This window comes from Amycolatopsis rhabdoformis, from assembly GCF_035918295.1.
In the GTDB taxonomy this organism is placed as follows: domain Bacteria; phylum Actinomycetota; class Actinomycetes; order Mycobacteriales; family Pseudonocardiaceae; genus Amycolatopsis; species Amycolatopsis rhabdoformis.
In genome coordinates, this window is sequence record NZ_CP142149.1 from 5,539,187 (window position 1) to 5,559,441 (window position 20,255).

Here is a 20,255-nt window from a genome sequence, read left to right on the forward strand (position 1 = left end):
GTGATTCCCAGCCTTTTCCTGTCGCCGGAACGAAGTGGACCGTGGTCATGACCGAAAAACCCGACGGTGGGGTGGCCCCGTACTCCTACCTGCTGGTGACGATGGCGTTGTTCGGCGCCGCGTTCACCAGCTCGAAGGTGGTGGTCGGCGAGCTGCCGCACGACGTCGCCGCCTGCCTGCGCTTCGGCGGCGGCGCGCTGATCCTCGTGGTGCTGCTGTGTGTCCGACCGGGCACGGCGCGGTTTTCCTGGCGTGACCTGGTGAAGGCCGGGCTGGTCGGGCTCGTCGGGGTGTTCGCGTACAACTTCTTTTTCTTCTGGGGACTTTCGCTCGCGCCGGCGATCGACGGGAGCATCATCGTGCCCGTGCTCAGTCCGGTGCTGACCACGGTGTACTTCCTCGCCACGGGCAAGGAAACGGCGTCCCGCGCGCGGATTTTCGGGCTGGCGTCGGGGATCGTGGGCGCGGTGGTGTTCTTCGTCGGCATCGGCGGCGGCGACGCCGGCTTTTCCGGATCGCGCCTCGCCGGTGACTTCGTGTACCTGGCGGGCGCGGCGTGCTGGGCGGCCTACAGCATCGCGTCGAAGAAGGTGCTCAGCGGCATGGAACCGTTGCGGGCCACGACGTACGCCACCGGGGTGGGCGCGCTCGCGCTCGTGGTCGTCGCCGTTCCGTCGTTCGCCGGTACCGAGTGGACCTCGGTGTCCACCCTCACGTGGGCGAACCTCGCCTTTCTCGCGATCGGCCCGACCGCCGTCGCGTACCTGTTCTACTACCGCGGGCTGCGGGCGGTGAGCCCGGTGACCGCGACGATCACGATGTTCGCGGTGCCGGTGTTCGGCACGGTGACCTCCGTGGTGTTCCTGCACGAATCGTTCACCGCCGGGCAGGTCGCCGGTGCGGTGATCACCGTCGTCGGCGCGGTGCTGGCTGTCACACAAGGAAAAATCTCCACCACCGAACGAAAGAAGGTGCACAGGTGACCGAAGCCGTCGTGGAGCTGCTGCGCGAACGCAGCCGCAGCGCGAGCACACCCGGGAACCGCGACGACGACGCGCGCTTGGTGCTGCTGATCGAGGGCGGCAGCTCTCGAGGTGCGTATTCGAGCGGGATGACGATCGCGATCGAACAGCTCGGGTTGCTGCCCGCGTTCGACGCCGTGTACGGCAGCTCGGCCGGCGCGCTCAACGGCGCGTGGCTGCTCTGCGGGCGCGCGGAAAGCACCCAGCACGCGTGGTGGGACCCGATGATCATGGGCCGCACGATCGACCCGAAGCGCATCGTGGGCCGGCGGCCGGTGGTGGACACCGAGTTCCTCGTGCACACCCTCTACACCGAGATCGTGCCGATGGGCTTCCGGGAGATCCTCGACAACCCCGTCGAGTTCCACCCCACCGCCACCGACGCGGACACCGGCGCGTCCACGGACCTGCACGAGTACCTGCGCGACCAGGCCGGGCTGCAGGCCGCGCTGCGGGCGTCCACCGCCATGCCGCTGCTCGCGGGCCCGCCGGTCGAGCTCGGCGGCCGGCGGTTCGTGGACGCGGGCGTGAGCGAGTCCGTGCCGGTCCGAACAGCGCTTGCGCACCAAGCAACACACGTTATCGCTTTCCGAACACGGCGGCTGGACGAGGGGGTCGCGACGGCACCGTCGCGCACCGAGCGGCTGGTGGCCTCGCGCTGGTTCACCCGGCACGCCCCGGGCGCGCTCGAGCCGTGGCTCGACCGCGCGGCCCTGCGTGCGGAAGAAGAACGCCTGCTGGCAGCGCACCCCGCCACCCTGCAGGTCCGCCCACCGCTCGGCAGCCCGCGGATCGGGCGCACCGAACGCCGGCCGCACCTCATGCGCGCCGCGGTGGACACCGGACTGCAGGCGGCACTGTCCGAACTCGCCGGCGTGAAGGAAACACCATGACCGACACCACGAACCCGGCCGAGCGCGTGCGCGTGGTGTCCTGGGCCGACCACCTCGAGTTCGCCACCGCGGCCAAGCTGCTCAGCGGCCTGGACTTCCTGCGGGCCATGGCCCGCGGCGACGTGCCCTCGGCGCCGATGATGGACCTCGTGGGCCTCCGCCTGATCTCGGCGGCACCCGGCGAGACCGTCTTCCGCCTGACCCCGGCCGAATACCACTACAACCCGATGTGGACCGTCCACGGCGGGCTCTACGCCACGATGCTCGACTCGGCGGCCGCGTGCGCGGTCCACACCACGCTTCCGGCCGGCAGCGGGTTCAGCACCCTGGACCTGTCCGTGCGCTACCTCAAGGCCATCCGCGCCGAGACCGGCCCGATCACCGCCACCGGCCGCGTCGTCCACTCAGGACGGCAGGTCGTGCTGGCCGACGCCCGCCTGGAAGACGCGGCGGGCACCCTGCTGGCCACCGCGACGGCGAACTGCTTCGTCCGCCGTGCTCCCGATGCCGCAAAGGTAACGAAGGAGGCGATCACGACGATCGAATGACCGGTTCCCGCGGATCATCGAGGAGCACCCCGTGTCACCACGCACCATCGTCGCGACCGTCAGCCTCCTGGCCATCGTCGTCGGGTCCTACCTGACCTGGCGCGACCTCGCCGCGGGGCCTGATTTCGTGACCTCCGCCGGCGCGGCCTGCGACCCCGGGATCGAATGGCAGGACTACGACCTCGGCGACTGCCTGCCGGCCGAGCACCACCCGTCGTTCGTCGCCGGTCTCCTCCCGATCGGGCTGCTGGGGCTGATCTACGCGCGTCTCGCCATGCGGCCGGGCCCGCGCAGCGCCGCCTAGTACGGGAACACGCGCCGGCCGCGGTGCACGGAGATCCACTTCAGCGTGGTGAATTCCGCGAGGCTCCACTCGCCGTTGAGCCGGCCCAGGCCCGAGGCCTTCTCACCGCCGAAGGCGACGATGGCCTCGTCGTGGATGGTGGCGTCGTTCACGTGGACCATGCCGGTCTCGATGCGCTTCGCGAACTCCACCCCGTGTTCGAGGTCGCGCGTGTGCACGGCGCCGCTGAGGCCGAAGGGCGTGTCGTTGGCGATGGCGACGGCTTCGTCCTCGTCGTCGAACGGCATCAGGCACGCGACGGGACCGAACAGCTCGGCGTGCGCGATCGGCAGGTCGGCGGTGACGTCGGCCAGCACCACGGGTTCGAAGCGCGTGCCGGACACCTCGCCGCGCAGCAGCGGGCGGGCACCGGCGGCGATGCCCTCGTCCACCTGGCGGGCCAGGGTTTCCGCCTGCTTGGCGTTGATCAGCGGACCGATCACCGTCTCCGGGTCCCGCGGGTCGCCGACCGGCAACGCGGCGATCGCGGCCACGTACGCGGCCGCGAACTCCTCGTACCGCGACCGGTGCACGAGCACGCGGTTGGCCGACATGCAGATCTGGCCCTGGTGGGTGAACCGGCTGAACACGGCCGCGGCCACGGCGAGGTCGAGATCCGCGTCCGCCAGCACCACGAGCGCGCTGTTGCCGCCGAGTTCGAGCACGGGCTTCTTGAACTCCTGCGCGGCCACCTCGGCGATGTGCCGGCCGACGGCGGTCGAGCCGGTGAACGACAGCACGCGCGGCACCGGATGGCGCAGGAACGCGTCGCCGATCACCGGGATCTCGGTCACGAGCACGTTCAGCGCGCCTGCGGGCAGATCGGCCTGCTCGAAGATCTTGCCGATGAGCGTGCCGCCGGTGATCGGGGTGTCCTCATGGGGTTTGAGCACCACGCCGTTGCCGGCCGCGAGTGCCGGCGCGACCGACTTCATCGACAGGAAAAACGGGAAGTTGAACGGGCTGATCACCCCGACGACACCCACCGGCTCACGGTAGAGGCGGTTTTCCTTGTCCTCGATCGGCGAGGGCAGGATGCGACCTTCCATCCGCAACGGGAACGTCGCCGCTTCCTTGAGGATGTCCACGACCAGGCCGATCTCGAACGCCGCCTTCAGCCGGGTGCCACCGAGTTCGTCGATGATCAGCTCGGTGATCTCCGCCGTGTGGTCCTCGACGTAGCGCACCGCCTGCTCGAACACGGTGCGCCGCCGGTAGGCGTTCGTTTTCCACCACCCGCGCTGGGCGTCTTGTGCGGAAACGAACGCGCGATCCACGTCGGCGGTGTCGGCGACGGTGAACTCCGCGACCAGGGAACCGTCGTACGGGTTGGTGTCGCGCAGCTGCTTGCCGCTGCCACCCGGCTCCCAGGCACCCGCGATGAACTGCTTGTCCAGATCGGCCCATCCGGTGGCCGGCGTCGAGATCATGCTCCACCGATAGCGCCGAACTCGGGACGAGCCAAGGGAAATCGCGGTCCGGCGGCGAAGTCGGATCGAACGGTCACTCCAGGCCGGTCTCGGAGCCGGGTGGCCGTCCGGTCCGACATCGTGGGCCGTTCAGTCCGTTTCCGGGGCAATTCGCCCGGCGCGGCGGACACTGTGTCGGCGGAGCAGCCGCTTCCCTCCCCCAGCTGCTCCGCCCCCTTGCCGGCAGGTGGTGGTGGAGTTCCCCGGCGACCCGCCACTGCCTGCTTCCCACTCGTCTCGTTCTCACTACCTCGTTCCCGCCTGCCCAATTGCCCTTTGGGAGATGGACTTTGCCTCTCGGGCAAACGTGCGGCATAGTGGAACTCGCCAGCACCCCCTGAGCGAGGAGGACGAGCGTGAGCATTTCCACCGAAACCCCGGAAACCGACACCGCCGACCAGCTCGACCTCGGTGACCTGCCGGCCCCCGCGGACACGATCGAGGCCGAACGCGCCGCGCGCAAACGCGATCTGGCCGTGGCGTTGCGGCTGTTCGCCCGGTACGGCTTCGACGAAGGCATCGCCGGGCACCTCACCGTGCGCGATCCCGAGTTCCCGGACCGGTTCTGGGTCAACCCGTACGCGGTGCACTTCTCCCGCGTGAAGGTCAGCGACCTGCTGTTGCTCGACGAGGACGGCAAAGTCGCCGAAGGCTCACGCCGCACGAACAAGGCCGCGTTCTGGATCCACTCGTCGGTGCACGGAGCGCGCCCCGATGTGGTGGCGGTGGCCCACGCGCACAGCGTGCACGGCCGCGCGTTCGCCTCGCTCGGCAAGCCGCTCGACCCGATCATCCAGGAGTCCTGCGCGTTCTACGGCGACCACGTGGTGTTCGACGAGTACCGGGGTCTTGTCCTGGAACAAACAGAACGGTGCGCGAATTGCCACGCGGCTCGGCGGCCGGCGCGCGGCCATCCTGCGCCACCACGGCCTGCTCACCGTCGGCCGATCCGTGGCCGAAGCCGCGTGGTGGTTCATCGCCATGGACCGCGCGTGCCAGATGCAGCTGCTCGCCGACGCCGCCGGCACCCCGCGCGTGATGACGGACGAGGAAGCCACGCTGGCCCACCGCCAGTTCGGCAACGCCAACATGGCCCGCCACAGCTTCGCCATCCTGGCCGACGTCGTGGTGGAAACCGAACCTGACGTGCTCGACTGAGCACACCCACCACGTCCCGACACCACACCGTGTTCGGCGCACCACAGAGTTTGTTACTTCGCGAACCTGCGGCGCTCTTGGGCGAACAACCCTTGTCGGATTTCGAACCGGACCACGGTTCGACCGCCCGGGCAGAAGCGGGCCGGCGACCGGATCACGGGCTCCGGTCACCGGCCCGCCGGAGCCGCGACCGTTCACGACGGGGAAGGCGTCGTGAACAGCCGCGGCCGCCTCGAGGAAAGCCGCCGGCGCGAGCGAAACCGGCCCTGCGCCGCGAGAAGGCCTCAGCCGGCCGTCGGGATCCGGCCGAGGAAGTCGCGGATGCGGTCCGCGACCTCATCGAGCGCGGTCTCCAGCAGGAAGTGACCGCCGTCGAGGAGGTGGATCTCCGCATCCGGCACGTCGGCCGTGAAGGCGGTGGCGCCGTCCGGGCCGAAGATCGGGTCGTTCTTGCCCCACACCGCGAGCACCGGCGGCTGGTTCGCGCGCAGGTATTCGTGCAGCGCGGGGTAGAGCGGCGCGTTGGTGGCGTAGTCGCGGAAGAGCGCGAGCTGGATCTCGTCGTTGCCGGGGCGCGACAGCAGGGCGAAGTCGTGGTTCCAGGTGTCCGGGCTGACGAGCGTCTCGTCGGGCGCGCCGGTGAGGTACTGCCACTTCGTGAGATCGAGGCTGAGCGCGGCGCGGATCCCGGCTTCGGTCTCGGCGTTCTGCTCGGCCTGGTAGTCCCACACGACCTTCCAGAAGCCCTCGACGAAGCCGGCGTCGTAGCCGTTGCCGTTCTGGGTCACGATCGCGGTGATGGCGCCCGGGTCCGCGAGCGCGAGGCGCCAGCCGATGGGGGCGCCGTAGTCCTGCACGTAGATGGCGTAGCGGGTCACGCCGAGCTGACGCAGCAGGCCGGCGGTGAGCTCGGTGAGCGCGTCGAAGGTGTAGTCGAACTCGTCGGCCGAAGGCGCGTCGGACAGGCCGAACCCGAGGTGGTCGGGCGCGATCACGTGGTAGCGGTCGGCCAGGGCCGGGATCAGGTCGCGGAACATGAACGAGCTGGTCGGGAAGCCGTGGAGCAGCACGATCACCGGGACGTCGGCGGGGCCGGCCTCGCGGTAGAAGAGCTGCCGGCCGTCGACGGTCGCGTACCGGTGGTGAACTGCGGTCATGATGCCTAACTCCTAACGTGAAGTTTGATAGTTAGAACTGAAACAGGCACCGCCTAACTTGTCAACCCCGAGTTTGAGGGTTAGCCTGACACCGTGACCGACGAGAAGCTGCTGCTCGACCTGCTGAACACCACCCCGGTGGTCGACGGCACGCCGCGCGACGAGCTCGCCGACGCCGAGCTGGGCCACACCTGGCTCACCGCCCACGACCAGCCGGCGTCGCCGCAGGAGTGGCGCGCGCTCGTCGACGTGCGCACGGCGTTGCAGAACGTGGTGCGCGGTGACGCGGAGCCTGGAGCGCTCGCCCCGTTCGTCGAAGGCCTGAGCTACCGCGCGGTGTTCGACGGCACCGGCATCAAGTGGGACCTCGAGACCGCCTCCGGCCGCGCCGCCGCCTCGCGCGCCGTGCTGGCCTGGGACACGCTGCGCCACGAGAACCCCGGGCGGCTGCGGCCGTGCGCGAACCCGGAGTGCCGGCTGTTCCTCATCGACCACAGCAAGCCGAACACCGCGCGCTGGTGCTCGATGGCCGTGTGCGGCAACCGGATGAAGGCCCGCCGCCACTACCAGCGCACCCGCCAGGCCGGCGGGTAGTGTCCGATCATGGGTGACGACAACGAAATCGACCGCCTGATCGCGCGCAAACTGCAGCAGCTGCGCACCGACCGCGGCCTCACGCTCACCCACCTCGCGGAGCTCACCGGCATCTCCGTGGCGCACCTGTCGCGGCTCGAACGCGGGGAACGGCAGCCCTCGATCGGCAGCCTCCTGCAGCTCGCCCGCACCTACGGCATCTCGATCGGCAAGCTCGTGTCCGACCAGCCCGACGAGGAGTACCACCTCGTGCGCGCCGGCCAGGCCGTGGCGCACGAGACCGCCGAGGGCCGCTACGAAGTGCTCAGCGGGCCGCGCGCCACCATCGCCGTGGTCGGGCTCGAGCTGCCGCCCGGCACGAAAACCGGCGCTGTGCACCACACCGGCGAGGAATGGCTGCACGTGCGCAGCGGCGCGGTCGTGCTGCACCTCGGCGACGAAGAGCTCGCGCTCAAGTCCGGTGACTCCGTCCAGTTCGACTCGGGCCGCACGCACCGCGTGCACAACGCGTCCGCCCGCGCCGCGCGCGTGCTGATCGCCTCGACCGCCGCGGCCGTGCACCACCCCGTGACCGGCGCGGAAAACCGCTGAAGGAGACCACCGTGCGAGTGCTCGCGCTGCGGCGCTACCCCGTGAAATCCCTGCTCGGCGAAGACGTGACCGAAGCCCGCATCGACGCCGCCGGCCTGCACGGCGACCGCACGCTCGCCGTGATCGACACCGACACCGGGCTCGTCGCCACCGCGAAACACCCGCGGCTGTGGCGGCGGCTGCTCGAGCTCGCCGCCGAGACCGACGGCCAGGTGCTCATCACCTTCCCCGACGGCACCAAGCTGCCTGCCGAAGACCCCGAGGCCGGCTCGCGCCTGTCGGAGCTGCTGGGTCGCGCGATCACGGTGTCCGGGGTCCGGCCCGACGGCGCGTCCGTGGAACGCCCCGCGCCGGAAGACGTGCTCGACCAGGGCGTGAGCGCGGTGGTTCCCGCGCAGACGCTGCAGATCGGCCAGGGCACACCCGGCTCCACGTTCGTGGACCACTCCCCGATCCACCTCATCAGCACCGCGACGCTCGACCACCTCGACACCGAGGCCATCCGCTACCGGCCCAACCTCGTGATCGCGACGCCGCCCGGCACCGGCGCCTTCGTGGAGAACCACTGGCTGGGCAAGGAAATCCGGTTCGGCGACGCGAGCACGGGTGCGCGGCTGCGGGTCACCCTGCCCACGCCGCGGTGCGCCGTGCCGTCGCTCGCCCACGGCACGTTGCCGCGCAATCCGCAGGCGGTGCGCGCGGTGCTGGAAGGCAACCGCGTCGACGTGGCGGGGCTCGGCAAGGCGATGCCGTGCGCCGGTGCGTACGCCGAGGTCGTGCGGCCGGGCACCCTGCACCTCGACGACCCGATCACGCTCGCCTGACCCCCACCGGCCCTGATCAAGTCGGCGAACCACGACGGCCGGCCACGCCGGCCTGATCACCTCGGCCGAGCACACCCCTGATCACGCCGGCCTGATCAGTCCCCCACGAACACCAGCGCTTCGGACAGCGGTTTGCGCGTGAGGTCCGGGACCTCGCAGTCGTCGGCCGGATACCCGACCGGGAACAGGATGTACGGGCGCTCGTTCGCCGGACGGTGCAGCACCCGGTTCAAGAACGCCATCGGGTTCGGCGTGTGCGTGAGCGTCGCGAGTCCCATCGAGTGCAGCGCGGCGATGAACAGTCCACACGCGATGCCCACGCTCTCCGACGCGTAGTACGTCTTCTGCTGCTGTCCGTTCTCCCTCAGCCGGTGTTTCTGCGCGAACACCACCACCAGCCACGGCGCGACTTCCAGGAACTCCTTGTGCTCATCGGTTTCCAGGTGCGCCAGCGCCGCCCGCCACTCCGGAATCTCGCGCTCCCGGTAGAACTTTCGCTCTTCCTGTTCGGCGGCGAACCTGATCTGGTGCTTCACCACCACGTCTTGGGTGGCGACGAACGTCCACGGTTGCTGGTGCGCACCGCTCGGCGCGGTGTTGGCCGCGCGCACCGCCAGCTCGATCGCTTCCACCGGCACCGGATCGGGTGAGAACCAGCGGACGGATCGCCGCCGGTCGAGGTGCCGGTGGAACTCGGCGCCGCGGCGCAGCCCTTCGTCGAGGGGCAGCCGCGGCGGGGCGTAGGGCACGAACGGGTACTGGTGTTTGCGCGTCTGACTCACTTTCCCCACCTTTCCCACCACCGATTACCAAGTCCAGCTTGATTCCCTCAACGCAGTCATATGCTGGCCTCATGAATCTGCCGAACGTGACGATCCGGCAGCTCGAATACCTGATCGCCATCGCCGAAACCGGCTCGCTCACGACCGCGGCCACCCGCTGCCACGTGTCGCAGGCCGCCATTTCCCTCGCCCTCACCGAGGTGGAACGCGCGCTCGGCCTGCGCCTGGTCATCCGCTCACCCCGCCGCGGCGCCTCGCTCACCGCGGCCGGCAAGCAGGTGCTCACCGACGCGCGACGCGTGGTCGGTGCGATGAGCGACCTCGGGGTGGAGGCGCGCGGCCTCGGCCGGCACATGAGCGGCACGCTGGTGGTCGGCTGTTACGGGCCGATCGCGCCGTTCCACCTGCCGGCCGCGATCGCCACGTTCGAAAACGACCACCCCGACGTCTCGGTGCGGTTCCTCGAAGGCACGCTGCCGGAGATCCAGGACCACCTGCTCGACGGCCGCTGTGAGATCGCGTTCCTCTACGACCAGGACGTGTACCCCACGATCACCTTCCGCACCCTCTACGACCGGCGACCGGCGGTCCTCCTGCCCGGTGGCCACGCCCTGGCCGGCCGCGCCTCACTCGCCCTCGCCGAGCTCGCCGACGAGCCCTTCATCCTGCTCGACGTGCCACCGAGCGAGCGCTACTTCCGCTCCGTGTTCGATGCGGCCGGCCTCGTGATGTCACCGACCCACCGCGCCCGCAGCTTCGAGCTGGCGCGCTCACTCGTGGCCCGCGGCCTCGGCTATTCGATGACCGTGCAGCAACCGGCGCTGTCCCACTCGTACGAGGGCCGGGAAATCGTCGCCCTGCCCTTGCTGGACGAGGCACCGACGACTCCCGTGGTCATGGGCTGGCCCGCCGGCGGCCCGCTCACACACCGCGCGCAGGCCTTCCTCGACCACTGCGAAAAACTGTTCGGCCGCTGACCTCAGCGGCCCGAAGCGAACGCCCGGTCCAGCCCGCTCTTCGCCCCGCGCCGGCCGAGCACGTCGTGCAGCCGCTTGCCGTCGAGCTGCACCACGACCTTGTTCGGGTCGAACGCCACGAAGTCCGCGACCGCCGCCGATTCGGCGATCGCGTCCACATAGGACCACGCGGCGCCGGCGTGGCGCCCGACGGTGTAGTAGGTCGCCACGCCCTTGTACGGACACGTCGTGCGCAGGCTCTCCTGGCGCAGCAGGGTTTCGTCCACATCCGCGCGCGGGAGGTACCACTGCGGGTCGCGATCGGACTCGTACAGCACCCGCGGCCGGCGCGACTTCGCGACCACGCGACCGTCCACCGACACCACGACCTCACGCGACGCGCCGCGCACGTCGATCCGGTGGTACGGGTCCGCCGCGTGCGCGGTCACCGGCTCGTCCTCCTCCTGGAACCCGTCCATCGCGCGCCACGAAAACGCCACGAGGTTCGCGAAGTCGGCGGCGTGCTCGGGCGGGCGCACGTGCTGCCAGGCCGCGCCTTCGTGCACCCGATCCCCGACCCGCACGGCGTACCACGCCGTCCGCCCGAGGTCCGGGTGCACGGTCGTCCGCTGCCGGAACTCGAGCACTTCCACCCGCACGTCGCCGGCCGGGAAGTACGCGACCGGGAACCGGCCGGGTGCGTGCAGCAGCACCGCGTGCTCGCTGTCCGCGATCCACTCGCCCGCGAACCGCACCCGCAGCCTGCGCCGCAACGGTTCCCGGTACGAAAGCCGCTCCGGCAACCGGTCGGGCACCAGGAACTTGCCCCGGAACACCCCCGGTTCAGGAGTGTGCAGCCACGGCAGAGGCATCACGACCGCCCTTCCTCGATTCGACCCGTTCGACGCCGGCTTTCCCTGGCCGGTGTCACACCAGCGCTTCACCACCGTCGACACCGAGCGACACGCCCGTGACGAAACCGTTGGTGAGCGCGAACAGCACGGCGTCCGCGATGTCCTCCGACGTCCCGATGCGCCGCGCCGGGTTGCTCGCCGAACGCTGCGCGAACAGCGCGGCCTTCTTCTCGTCGCCGAGCGCGTCGTACGCACCGGTGTCGATCGTGCCCGGCGAAACGGCGTTCACGCGAATCGGGGCGAGCTCGACCGCGAGCGCCTTGGTCAGCGAGTCGACCGCGCCGTTGGTGGCGGCGACCGCCAGCATCCCGATCGACGGCTTGCGCGCGGTCGCGCCGGAGAAGATCACCATCGAGCCGTCGGCCGGCATCTTCGGCGCCAGGTGCTTGGCCAGCAGGATCGGGCCGATGACCTTGGTCTCGAACGACAGCGCGATCGTGCCCTGCGCCAGGTCGCCGACCAGGCCGCGAGCGCGGGCCGACGCCGTGGACACCACGTGGTCGACCTGCCCCAGCCGCTCGGCGAGCGCGGCCACGCTGGTCTCGTCGGTCAGGTCGACCGTTTCGACCGAGATACCCGGATCGTCGTAGGCGCCCTTGAGCTTCTCCTCGTCGCGGCCCGCGACCACGACCTCCGCGCCGGCCGCGCGCACCGCGAGCACCACGGCCCGCGCGATGCCGCTGCCCCGGCCCACCACGAGAACCTTGCGCCCCTTGAGGGATTCGGACATGAGTGTCTCCTTTGTACAGTGCCGCGAACCGAAGCGGTGCCGCGCCGAAGCCTAGGCCGCGACCCCCGGCCGCAGCATGAAAGTTTTCTTCACCGAAGCGAGAGCCGGCGAATCCTTCCTCGCCGCTCGGCTAATGTCTACTGGCACGTTATACCCATTAGTCATGGTCAAGCCAGCCCCAGCTTGCCGCCCCACCCACCCGATCGAGCGTCATCCCGCCGAATCACCTAACGGGTCACGCGAACCATGCAGCAAACCTCCCCTGACCAGCCAGAACATCGATGGTTCTCCGGGCCGCCCGGACCGTACGGTGGAAGAGTCCACAGAGGAGCACGGGAGGGACGAGGCGTGGAGACAACGCTGAAAGATCGCACGGTTCTCGTCATCGGGCGCTCGAGCGGCATCGCGCGCGCGATCACGCTCGCCGCGCGGGCCGAAGGCGCCCGCGTGGTGGTCGCCGGCCGCGACCGGACCAAGCTCGAGCAGGCCTACGACGACGAGGGCATCCGCGCCGAAGAGATCGACGTGACAGTCGACGAGTCCATCGCCGCACTGGCCGACCGGCTCGGCTCGGTCGACCACCTGGTGACCACGGCGTCGTCACGCGCGCGGGGCCGCCTCGACGAGCTGGACCGCGACGCACTGCGGCGCTCGTTCGACACCAAGGTGATCGGCCCCGTGATGCTGGCCAAGCACTTCGCGCCGCACCTGGCCGAAGGCGGCTCGTTCACGCTCTTCTCCGGGGTGGCCGCGTTCAAGCCCGCAGTCGGGTTCCTCGGCGTCGCCATCACCAACGGTGCGGCCGACTTCCTCACCCGCTCGCTGTCGCTGGAACTCGCGCCGATCCGCGTCAACGCGATCTCGCCGGGCGTGATCGACACCGGCATCTGGGACGCGCTGGGCGAGGACGGCAAGGCCGCCTACTTCGAGCACTTCCGCACGCACAACCCGGCCCGGCGCATCGGCACCGTCGACGACATCGCGCAGGCCGTGGTCTTCGCGATGACGAACCCGTTCCTCACCGGCGTGACGTTGCGCGTCGACGGCGGCGAACCCCTGACCTGACGGGAAGGTGGCCTCGATTCCGCGCGGAATCGAGGCCACCGCCGGGATCAGCGGGAAACCTCACGGCCGAGCCGCACCGGCAGGTCCACGTGCCCGTTGGACAGGAACGAGCTCATCGGCGTGAGCCGGCCCTCGGCGAACGCCAGGTCCGGGAACCGTTCGAACAGCGCCCGCAACGCCGTCGTCGCCTCGAGTCGCGCCAGCGGTGCGCCGAGGCAGTGGTGGATCCCGTGCCCGAACGACAGGTGCTGCTTCACCGCGCGCGTGATGTCGAACTCGGCCGCGCTCGCGCCGTACTCCGCTTCGTCCCGGCCCGCCGCGGCGTAAGCGGCCAGGATCGCGTCGCCCGCGGGGATCACCACGTCACCCAGATCGATGTCGGCCACCGCGTACCGCAGCGGCAGGTACGCCACAGGCGCTTGCCAGCGCAGGGTCTCCTCCACCACGTCGCTCCAGCCGCGCTCCCCCGACCGCACGAGCGCCAGCTGCTCGGGATGCGTGAGCATCGCCGTCACGGCCTGGTCGAGCAGGTTCACGGTCGTCTCGTGCCCGGCGGTGAGCATGAGGATCAGCGTGTCCACGACCTCGGCGTCGGTGAGCCGGCCGAAGCGCTCGGAGTCGGCCTGGATGATCGCGCTCGTGAGGTCGTCGCCGGGCTGCGCGCGCTTCTGCGCGGCCAGCTCGGTGAGGATCCGGTACATCTCCTCGGCGTTGGCCTGCGCGGCTTCGGGTGTGGTCGTGGTGTCGAACACGCTGTCCACGACGTGGCGCAGACCGGCGCGCTGGGCGTCGTCGACCCCGAAGAGCCGGCAGATCACCTCGACCGGCAGCTGGTAGGCGAACGCCGCGCGCAGATCCACCACGTCGTGCGTGCGACCCAGCTCGGCCACCTCGTCGAGCAGGGATTCGGTGATGCGCTCGATCCACGGCTTGAGCTCCATCGTCCGCTTGGCCGTGAAGCCCGACGCGACCAGCGACCGCAACCGCCGGTGGTCACTGCCGTACGCGGTGAACATGTTGCGCACCGACACCCACAGGCGCAGCGGCCAGTCGGCGGCGATGCGGTTTTCCTTCCAGGCGGCCCAATGCAGCTGCGGGTCCTTCGACACTCTGCTGTCGGTGAGCAGCGCCTTCAGCGTGCCGACGTGGCCCACGGCCCACGCGCGGACCCCGCCCGGCAACTCCACCACCACCGCCGAGCCGCCCGCCCGCAACCGCGCGCCTTCGCCCGGGAGATCGGTCCCGTCGACGTCGAGAACATAAGCCAACGACTGATTCACGTGTGCGCTTCTTCCGTAGTACGGGAACGCACGCCGGGAAACCCTTGCGGGGGCGGCGATTCGCCGCACACCTTGCGTTCCCGGTCGACAACCAGGTCGACCGTCACGCTAGCCGCGCGCCGCGATCCGGATCACGGATCGGCGCCACCGAAAGAATTCCGTCACACTTTCAGTTCGCCCCGGGGCCGGTCGCCCGCCCACCCGGCAACCCGCGCCGCCGCAGGTCGTCCACGAACAGCGCGACGAGCGAATCCGACGGCGCCGCCACGACCACCACGATCTCGCGCTCCACCAACGGATCCAGCCGCCGCACCACCCCCGGCGGTCGCGCGGGAAGCGCGGACACGGGCACGATCGTCACGCCCATACCCGCGGCCGCGAGCTGCGCGGCCGTGCGCGGGCTTCTGGTACGCAGCACGGGATCCAGCACCACACCGTGGTCGGCGGCGATCTGGTCGACCGACACCGACAGGCCGTTGTCGCTCACGAAGTGGACGAAGGGCTCCGCCGCGAGATCCGCGAACGGCACGGAAAGCCGCTCGGCGAACGGGTGCCCGGCCGGCGCGACCACCACCATTTCCTCGTCACCGAGCACTTCGAGGTGCTCGGTCGTCTCCGACGGCCGTGGCCCCACCGCCACGTCGACCTCCCCCGAGGTCACGAGCTCCACCATGCGGTCGGAGCTCGTGTGCTCGCTCAGCTCGATCAGCACCTCGGCCCGGCGGGCCCGCCAGTGGCGCAGCACCGGCACGAGCAGCCACGCCGTCATGGTCTCCGCGCAGGCGATCCGCAGCCGGCCCGAGCCGCCGGAGCCGATCCGGCGGCCGACCCGCACCGCGCGTTCGGACGCTTTCAGCGCCACCCGCGCTTCTTCCGCGACGGCGTGGCCGGCGGCGGTCACCCGCACACCCCGGCCCATCTTCTGCACCATCGGGGTGCCGATCTCGCGTTCGAGCGAGGCGAGCTGGTGCGACAACGCGGGCTGCGACATCTGCAAAGAGGCCGCGGCCCGCGTCACCGAGCCCTCTTCCACGAGGGCGACCAGGCATTCCAGGGCGCGCAGAGTTGTCATTCGGAAAATCTAACAAGATCCTCCGGAAAATTCACAGGACGTGGTCATTTCCGCACCACTAGGGAAATACGTTTGTTCGAAGACGAACACCACCGGTGACTCATCGACCACGCAAGCGGGGGGACACCAACCCGGCGATCGAGGCGATCGCCAGAACCACCCCCAGCACCGCCACGACGATTTCCAGGGCAGGCAGGTGGGTTCCGCCGGAACCGAGTGTCACCACGGCCTGCGCGGCCAGCGCGAGGCCGATCACGAGCCAGAGCACACAGAGCCCCGCGGTCCGCGGGATCACGTGCCATCGAGTGCCAGCCGCCATGAGAACTTCCCTTCGTCCGGGTCGGAACCTGACTACCCGCCATCCGTTCCGGTGAAGCGGTCCCACGCCGAACTTGGCCGGACGGCCGGATTTCAGTACCCGAACGGACAGTCCCTCACCGCGCCGGCCGGGTCGCGAACCCGGCCGCCACGAGCGCGAGCACCACCACGCCGGCGAGCACCCCCAACGCCACCGGCAGCCGCGCGGTGAACACCGCCGTGTTCAGGATCGCGCCGAGCACCGCCACCGACATCAGCGCACCCGTCTGCCGGCTCGTGTTCTGCACGCCGGACGCGATCCCCGACTGGTTCACCGGCACGCTCGGCACCAGCAGCGACGTGAGCGCGGAGAACGCGATCGTGCTCGACACCCCGACCAGCAGCAGGCCGACCGCGATCGGCGTGTACCCCGCGGCCCGCGTGAACACCAGCAGCACCACGACCCCCGACGCGCAGCAGGCGAACCCGCTCACCAGCGCCACGGCGTCGCCGAACCGGCGGGCCAGCGGCCGGTAGAGGACGAGCGAGCCGATCGTGGAGCCGACGGTGAGCGGCAGCAGCGCCACCCCGGCCTCCCCCGCCGACCAGCCGCGCACCTGCTGGAAGTACAGCGACATCACGAACAGCGTGCCGTAGAAGAGGAACCCCATGAACGCCGCGCTCGCCACCGCGACCGAGCGCACGCGCACCGAGAAGAACGCCGGCGGCAGCATCGGCTCGGCGACCCGGCGCTCCACCAGCCAGAACGCCGCGGCCGACACCACCCCCGCGGCCAGCAGGCCGAGGCTGAGCGGCGCCGTCCAGCCGGCGCCGCCGCTCACGATCACGCCCGCCGTGATCAGCCCGAGCGCGGCCACGGCCGTGAGCTGGCCGGCGTGGTCGACCCCGCGCGCGTGCCGAGGCGCCTCGGTGATCCCGGCCCGGCCCAGCAGGATCGCGACGACGCCGATCGGCAGGTTGATCAGGAAGATGGCGCGCCAGCCGAACGCGTCGATCAGCAGACCGCCCACCATCGGCCCCACGGCGGTGGCGATCGCGCCGGTCGACACCCAGATCGCGGTGGCGCGGCCGCGTTCGCCGGCGTCGGTGAACAGCGTGCGGATCAGCGCGAGCGTGGCCGGCAGCAGCGCCGCCGCGCCCACTCCCTGCACGACCCGCGCCAGGATGAGCACGGGAACCGACGGGGCGAGCGAGCAGGCCAGCGACGCGACGGTGAAGATCGCCGTGCCCCAGAGGAAACACCGCCGCAGACCCCAGCGATCGCCCAGCGCCCCGGCGGTGAGCAGCAGCGCGGCGAGGCACAGCGTGTACGCGTTGATCACCCACTGGACCGAGGCCAGCGAGGTGTGCAGGTCGCGGCGCAGGGCCGGCACCGCGATGTTGAGCACACTGCCGTCGAGAATGATCGCGAAGTACCCGAGGCAGATGCCGGCGAAGCCGACCTGCCGGGAACCGAACCGGGCCGCCTGCCGCATACCGCGCTCCATTTCCCGAACCGTCCTGACGACGGTAGCGGCCACTACCGAACTCGCGCGGCGTGACTGCGACCATTCCTTAAGCGAATGATAAGGATTCCTGTTCCGAATTCATCGCACCCGGCGACCTAGAATTCGTGCGGCGGCAACCAGTCGCGAGAAGCGTGCTTAAGATGTGGCGAATGTTCGCGGAGCGGTTCAGAGGTGGTCACCGTTGTCTCTCGACTTCCGGCTCCTGGGCAACGTCGAGGTGCTCCGCGGCGAGCAGCCGCAGCCGATCGGGCCGGCCGGCCCCCGCGCCATCCTGGTGGCGCTCCTGCTCGAGGCCGGGCAGCCGGTTTCGCTCGACGACCTCGTGGTGCGGGTGTGGGGCGACCACGCGCCGGGCAGCGCGCGGGGCATGGTGCACAGCTATTTCACGCGGCTGCGCACGGCGCTCGCGGGTGAGCACCAGATCGTGCGCCACGGCCACGGTTACGTGCTCGACGCGGCACCCGAGCGCGTCGATGTGCATCGATTCCGGCACCTGATCTTCCGCGCCCGCCGCGCGGAGGCCGCGGAAGAAGCGGTCGGCTGCTACGACGAGGCGCTGGAGCTCTGGCGCGGTGAACCCTTCGCCGGGCTCGACAGCCCGTGGCTGCGCGAATTCCGCACGGCGCTGCGTGCCGAACACGAGGAAGCGCTGCTGGCCAGAACGGATCTGCAGCTCGAGCTCGGCCGCCACGCGCAGGTGCTGCCCACGCTCACCAGCCGCGCCGGGCGCCATCCGTTCGACGAACGGCTCGCCGGCCAGCTGATGCTCGCGTTGCACCGCACCGGCCGCCAGGCCGACGCGCTGCGGCACTTCCAGAAGGTCAAGGCGATGCTCGCCGACGAGCTCGGCGTGGACCCCGGGCCGGCGCTGCGCTCGGTGTACCAGGCGATCCTGCGGGACGAGACCATTGTGGACGATCCATCGCCGCGAGCCGGGGCCGCCCAGCACGATCCCGGGCTTCCGCCCCCGGTGCCGCGGCAGCTGCCCGCGCCGCCCCGCGCGTTCACCGGGCGCGGCCGCGAGCTCGAAGCCCTGGCGAGTGCACCGGTGTCGGTGGTCGTGGGCCCCGGTGGTGTAGGCAAGACCTGCCTGGCGTTGCGCTGGGCCCACGACCACGCCGGCCGGTTCCCCGACGGCCAGCTGTTCGTGGACCTGCGCGGGTTCGCGCCGTCCGGGGAGCGGGTGGCCCCGGAGACCGCGGTGCGGGCGTTCCTGTCCGCGCTCGGGGTGAAGCCGGCGGCCGTCCCGCCGGACCTGGCGGCGATGTGCGGGCTCTACCGCAGCCTGGTGGCGGACAAACACCTGCTGGTGGTGATCGACAACGCCCTCGACGCCGACCAGGTCATCCCGCTGCTGCCGGGCAACCCGCGGTGCCCGGTCGTGGTCACCAGCCGCAACCGGCTCACCACGTTGGTCACGAGCCACCACGCCGACCTGCTCACCCTCGACGTGCTCGACGGCGCCGCCGCCCGGCAGCTGCTGGTGGCGCGGCTGGGCCCCACGCGCACCGGAGCGGAGCCCGCGGCCGTGACCCGGCTCGCGGACGCGTGCGGTGGCCTGCCGCTGGCGCTGAGCATCGTCGTCGGCCGCGCACAGGAGCACCCGGAGTTCGCGCTCACCGCGCTGGCCGACGAACTCGCCGATTCGGGCTCGCCCCTCAACGCCCTCGAGATCGGCACCGACCTCAGCATCCGCGCCGTGCTGCGGACCTCGCTCGCGGCGCTGGCCGGCGAACCCGCGGAGCTGTTCACCCTGCTCGGCCTCGTGCCGGGCCCGGACATCACGCTGGACGCCGCCGCGTCGCTGGCCGGCACCACCTACGCGGCCACCCGAACCGCGTTGCGCGTGCTCGAACGGGCGTCGCTGGTGCAGCAGTACGAGCCGGGTCGCTTCCGCCTCCACGACCTCGTGCGCGCGTACGCGAGAGAACTCGCACACGATTCGCGCGACAACGAACACCAGACGTCCGCATTGCACCGTCTCACGTGCTTTTACCTCCACTCCCTTGTTCGTGCGGTCACCTTGGCCGACGCCGGGCGCCCGCCCATCACGCCGGTGCCGCTGCCCCCGGGCTGCACACCCGTGCCGCTGCGCGACGCCGCCGAAGCCAAGCGGTGGGTGAACACCGAGGCCGCGAACATCGCCGCGGTGCGCTCGGCGGCGATCGACCGCGAGTGGCACCGGATCGTGTGGCAGCTGACGTGGGGAAGCAGCTCGCTGTACGCCACCCAGGGCGACGCGCACCACGCGATCGGCGTCTGGCGCGAAGGCCTGGCCGCCGCGCAGATCCTCGGTGACCGCGGCTCCGAGTGCCTGGCCGAGCGCGTGATCGCGCAGGCCTTCACCCGCACCGGGGCGCACGAGGAAGCGGTCGAGCACGTGAAGCTCGCGCTGGCCATCGCCGAAGAGCTCGGCGACGTGCCGCAGCGGGTGCTGTGCCTCAACGCGTGGTCCGAGATCTGCGTGCGCGCACAGCGGATCCCCGAGGCCATCGAGCTGAGCTCGGGCGCGTGGGAGCTGGCCACCGACCTCGCCCCGGCGATCCGGGCGTGGGTCGGCAACCACCTGGCCTGGGCGCTGCAGTTGGAGAAGCACCACGACGAAGCCCTGGTCATCTCCGAACAGACGCTGGTGCTCGCCGACGAGGCGAACATGAACAACATCCGGCCGGCCATCCTGGACACCCTCGGCACCATCCACCTCGGACTCGGGAACCTCGACCGGGCCGTCGCCTACCTCGAAGAGGCGCTGGCCCTCTTCGGCGACGAGATGTTCTCGATTCCCGACACACTGCTCACCCTCGGCGCGGCCTACCGGCGGCTGGGCCGCACCGACCTCGCGCTGAAGAGCCTCCGCCAGGCCGTCGAGCTCTACCACCAGCAGCACCGCGAGCACGACGAGCGCCAGGCCCGCCACGCGCTCGACGAACTGGTGCGGGAAGGCCCATGATCGCGCGGCCGCCGTTTCCCGGCTTTCCGGCCAACTCCGGGCCTTCGGGCCGCCCGGGCGAGAAGAATCGTCCACACCCCC

20 protein-coding genes and 1 pseudogene are annotated in these 20,255 nt (G+C 70.6%); 12 read left to right on the plus strand and 9 right to left on the minus strand.

Annotated features, from left to right (window positions below):
* The first annotated feature begins 47 nt into the window (after positions 1–47).
* From VSH64_RS25475 to VSH64_RS25490, 4 genes are read left to right on the plus strand one after another with little or no spacing between them, the layout of a single operon-like run.
* Positions 48–983: a DMT family transporter gene (locus VSH64_RS25475; RefSeq protein ID WP_326565197.1), complete on the plus strand. Its 936-nt coding sequence runs from the start codon at positions 48–50 to the stop codon at positions 981–983.
* Positions 980–1,915, plus strand: coding sequence for a patatin-like phospholipase family protein (locus VSH64_RS25480; protein WP_326565198.1), 936 nt, complete (start codon positions 980–982; stop codon positions 1,913–1,915). Before VSH64_RS25475 ends, VSH64_RS25480 begins: the two co-directional genes overlap by 4 nt.
* Entirely contained in the window at positions 1,912–2,463 is a 552-nt protein-coding gene (locus VSH64_RS25485; RefSeq protein WP_326565199.1) for a PaaI family thioesterase, read from the plus strand. Before VSH64_RS25480 ends, VSH64_RS25485 begins: the two co-directional genes overlap by 4 nt.
* Before the next feature lie 31 nt (positions 2,464–2,494).
* Positions 2,495–2,767, plus strand: coding sequence for a hypothetical protein (locus tag VSH64_RS25490; protein ID WP_326565200.1), 273 nt, complete (start codon positions 2,495–2,497; stop codon positions 2,765–2,767).
* Here the strand turns inward: VSH64_RS25490 and VSH64_RS25495 are convergent.
* The gene (locus VSH64_RS25495; protein ID WP_326565201.1) at positions 2,764–4,236 is read right to left on the minus strand and encodes an aldehyde dehydrogenase family protein; all 1,473 of its coding nucleotides are present in this window, start codon (positions 4,234–4,236) and stop codon (positions 2,764–2,766) included. The genes VSH64_RS25490 and VSH64_RS25495 overlap by 4 nt on opposite strands.
* A 515-nt stretch (positions 4,237–4,751) precedes the next feature.
* On the opposite strand from VSH64_RS25495, the pseudogene VSH64_RS25500 reads away from it, so the two are divergent.
* Together VSH64_RS25500 and VSH64_RS25505 are read left to right on the plus strand one after the other, a co-directional pair.
* Positions 4,752–5,075 (plus strand): annotated as a pseudogene (locus VSH64_RS25500) (class II aldolase/adducin family protein); the annotation flags it as partial.
* Between the two features lie 49 nt (positions 5,076–5,124).
* The gene (locus VSH64_RS25505; protein WP_326565202.1) at positions 5,125–5,433 is read left to right on the plus strand and encodes a class II aldolase/adducin family protein; all 309 of its coding nucleotides are present in this window, start codon (positions 5,125–5,127) and stop codon (positions 5,431–5,433) included.
* 284 nt (positions 5,434–5,717) lie between these two features.
* On the opposite strand, the gene VSH64_RS25510 is transcribed toward VSH64_RS25505, so the two are convergent.
* Positions 5,718–6,590, minus strand: a complete 873-nt coding sequence (locus VSH64_RS25510; RefSeq protein WP_326565203.1) for an alpha/beta fold hydrolase — start codon at positions 6,588–6,590, stop codon at positions 5,718–5,720.
* A 93-nt stretch (positions 6,591–6,683) separates the two neighbouring features.
* Here VSH64_RS25510 and VSH64_RS25515 point away from each other — a divergent pair, with 93 nt between their 5' ends.
* From VSH64_RS25515 to VSH64_RS25525, 3 genes are read left to right on the plus strand one after another with little or no spacing between them, the layout of a single operon-like run.
* Positions 6,684–7,184, plus strand: a complete 501-nt coding sequence (locus VSH64_RS25515; protein ID WP_326565204.1) for a CGNR zinc finger domain-containing protein — start codon at positions 6,684–6,686, stop codon at positions 7,182–7,184.
* A 9-nt stretch (positions 7,185–7,193) separates the two neighbouring features.
* Complete coding sequence (locus VSH64_RS25520) at positions 7,194–7,775, plus strand: helix-turn-helix domain-containing protein (protein ID WP_326565205.1); 582 nt, start codon at positions 7,194–7,196, stop codon at positions 7,773–7,775.
* An 11-nt stretch (positions 7,776–7,786) separates the two neighbouring features.
* Complete coding sequence (locus VSH64_RS25525; RefSeq protein WP_326565206.1) at positions 7,787–8,599, plus strand: MOSC domain-containing protein; 813 nt, start codon at positions 7,787–7,789, stop codon at positions 8,597–8,599.
* Positions 8,600–8,694: 95 nt separating this feature from the next.
* Here VSH64_RS25525 and VSH64_RS25530 read toward each other — a convergent pair whose 3' ends face one another.
* On the minus strand, positions 8,695–9,381 hold the full coding sequence (locus tag VSH64_RS25530; protein WP_326565207.1) for a nitroreductase family protein: 687 nt from the start codon (positions 9,379–9,381) through the stop codon (positions 8,695–8,697).
* Between the two features lie 71 nt (positions 9,382–9,452).
* Here VSH64_RS25530 and VSH64_RS25535 point away from each other — a divergent pair, with 71 nt between their 5' ends.
* Positions 9,453–10,358 carry a LysR family transcriptional regulator gene (locus VSH64_RS25535; protein ID WP_326565208.1) on the plus strand — a complete coding sequence of 302 codons (906 nt, stop codon included), beginning with the start codon at positions 9,453–9,455 and terminating at the stop codon, positions 10,356–10,358.
* Positions 10,359–10,360: 2 nt separating this feature from the next.
* On the opposite strand, the gene VSH64_RS25540 is transcribed toward VSH64_RS25535, so the two are convergent.
* Together VSH64_RS25540 and VSH64_RS25545 are read right to left on the minus strand one after the other, a co-directional pair.
* The gene (locus VSH64_RS25540; RefSeq protein WP_326565209.1) at positions 10,361–11,209 is read right to left on the minus strand and encodes a DUF427 domain-containing protein; all 849 of its coding nucleotides are present in this window, start codon (positions 11,207–11,209) and stop codon (positions 10,361–10,363) included.
* A gap of 55 nt (positions 11,210–11,264) precedes the next feature.
* On the minus strand, positions 11,265–11,981 hold the full coding sequence (locus tag VSH64_RS25545; RefSeq protein WP_326565210.1) for an SDR family oxidoreductase: 717 nt from the start codon (positions 11,979–11,981) through the stop codon (positions 11,265–11,267).
* A gap of 348 nt (positions 11,982–12,329) precedes the next feature.
* Between VSH64_RS25545 and VSH64_RS25550 the strand changes: the two genes are divergently transcribed.
* On the plus strand, positions 12,330–13,046 hold the full coding sequence (locus tag VSH64_RS25550; RefSeq protein WP_326565211.1) for an SDR family oxidoreductase: 717 nt from the start codon (positions 12,330–12,332) through the stop codon (positions 13,044–13,046).
* Positions 13,047–13,093: 47 nt separating this feature from the next.
* Here VSH64_RS25550 and VSH64_RS25555 read toward each other — a convergent pair whose 3' ends face one another.
* The 4 genes from VSH64_RS25555 to VSH64_RS25570 all read right to left on the minus strand — a co-directional run bounded on the left by VSH64_RS25555 (position 13,094) and on the right by VSH64_RS25570 (position 17,191).
* Complete coding sequence (locus VSH64_RS25555; RefSeq protein WP_326565212.1) at positions 13,094–14,326, minus strand: cytochrome P450 family protein; 1,233 nt, start codon at positions 14,324–14,326, stop codon at positions 13,094–13,096.
* 169 nt (positions 14,327–14,495) lie between these two features.
* Positions 14,496–15,398 carry a LysR family transcriptional regulator gene (locus VSH64_RS25560; RefSeq protein WP_326565213.1) on the minus strand — a complete coding sequence of 301 codons (903 nt, stop codon included), beginning with the start codon at positions 15,396–15,398 and terminating at the stop codon, positions 14,496–14,498.
* Between the two features lie 100 nt (positions 15,399–15,498).
* Complete coding sequence (locus VSH64_RS25565; RefSeq protein ID WP_326565214.1) at positions 15,499–15,654, minus strand: hypothetical protein; 156 nt, start codon at positions 15,652–15,654, stop codon at positions 15,499–15,501.
* Between the two features lie 178 nt (positions 15,655–15,832).
* Positions 15,833–17,191 (minus strand): MFS transporter, encoded by a 1,359-nt coding sequence (locus VSH64_RS25570; protein ID WP_326565215.1) that lies wholly within the window; start codon positions 17,189–17,191, stop codon positions 15,833–15,835.
* Between the two features lie 214 nt (positions 17,192–17,405).
* On the opposite strand from VSH64_RS25570, the gene VSH64_RS25575 reads away from it, so the two are divergent.
* A complete protein-coding gene (locus VSH64_RS25575) occupies positions 17,406–20,174 on the plus strand; it encodes an AfsR/SARP family transcriptional regulator (RefSeq protein ID WP_326565216.1) in 2,769 nt (922 codons plus the stop codon).
* The last annotated feature ends 81 nt before the right edge of the window (positions 20,175–20,255 follow it).

What these genes read in the sequence shown, in the direction of transcription:
- VSH64_RS25475 (WP_326565197.1), top strand. Translation starts at nt 48, where the DNA reads ATGACCGAAAAACCCGACGGTGGGGTGGCCCCGTACTCCTACCTGCTG.
- VSH64_RS25485 (WP_326565199.1), top strand. Translation starts at nt 1,912, where the DNA reads ATGACCGACACCACGAACCCGGCCGAGCGCGTGCGCGTGGTGTCCTGG.
- VSH64_RS25495 (WP_326565201.1), bottom strand. Translation starts at nt 4,236, where the DNA reads ATGATCTCGACGCCGGCCACCGGATGGGCCGATCTGGACAAGCAGTTC.
- VSH64_RS25510 (WP_326565203.1), bottom strand. Translation starts at nt 6,590, where the DNA reads ATGACCGCAGTTCACCACCGGTACGCGACCGTCGACGGCCGGCAGCTC.
- VSH64_RS25520 (WP_326565205.1), top strand. Translation starts at nt 7,194, where the DNA reads ATGGGTGACGACAACGAAATCGACCGCCTGATCGCGCGCAAACTGCAG.
- VSH64_RS25535 (WP_326565208.1), top strand. Translation starts at nt 9,453, where the DNA reads ATGAATCTGCCGAACGTGACGATCCGGCAGCTCGAATACCTGATCGCC.
- VSH64_RS25540 (WP_326565209.1), bottom strand. Translation starts at nt 11,209, where the DNA reads ATGCCTCTGCCGTGGCTGCACACTCCTGAACCGGGGGTGTTCCGGGGC.
- VSH64_RS25545 (WP_326565210.1), bottom strand. Translation starts at nt 11,981, where the DNA reads ATGTCCGAATCCCTCAAGGGGCGCAAGGTTCTCGTGGTGGGCCGGGGC.
- VSH64_RS25560 (WP_326565213.1), bottom strand. Translation starts at nt 15,398, where the DNA reads ATGACAACTCTGCGCGCCCTGGAATGCCTGGTCGCCCTCGTGGAAGAG.
- VSH64_RS25570 (WP_326565215.1), bottom strand. Translation starts at nt 17,191, where the DNA reads ATGCGGCAGGCGGCCCGGTTCGGTTCCCGGCAGGTCGGCTTCGCCGGC.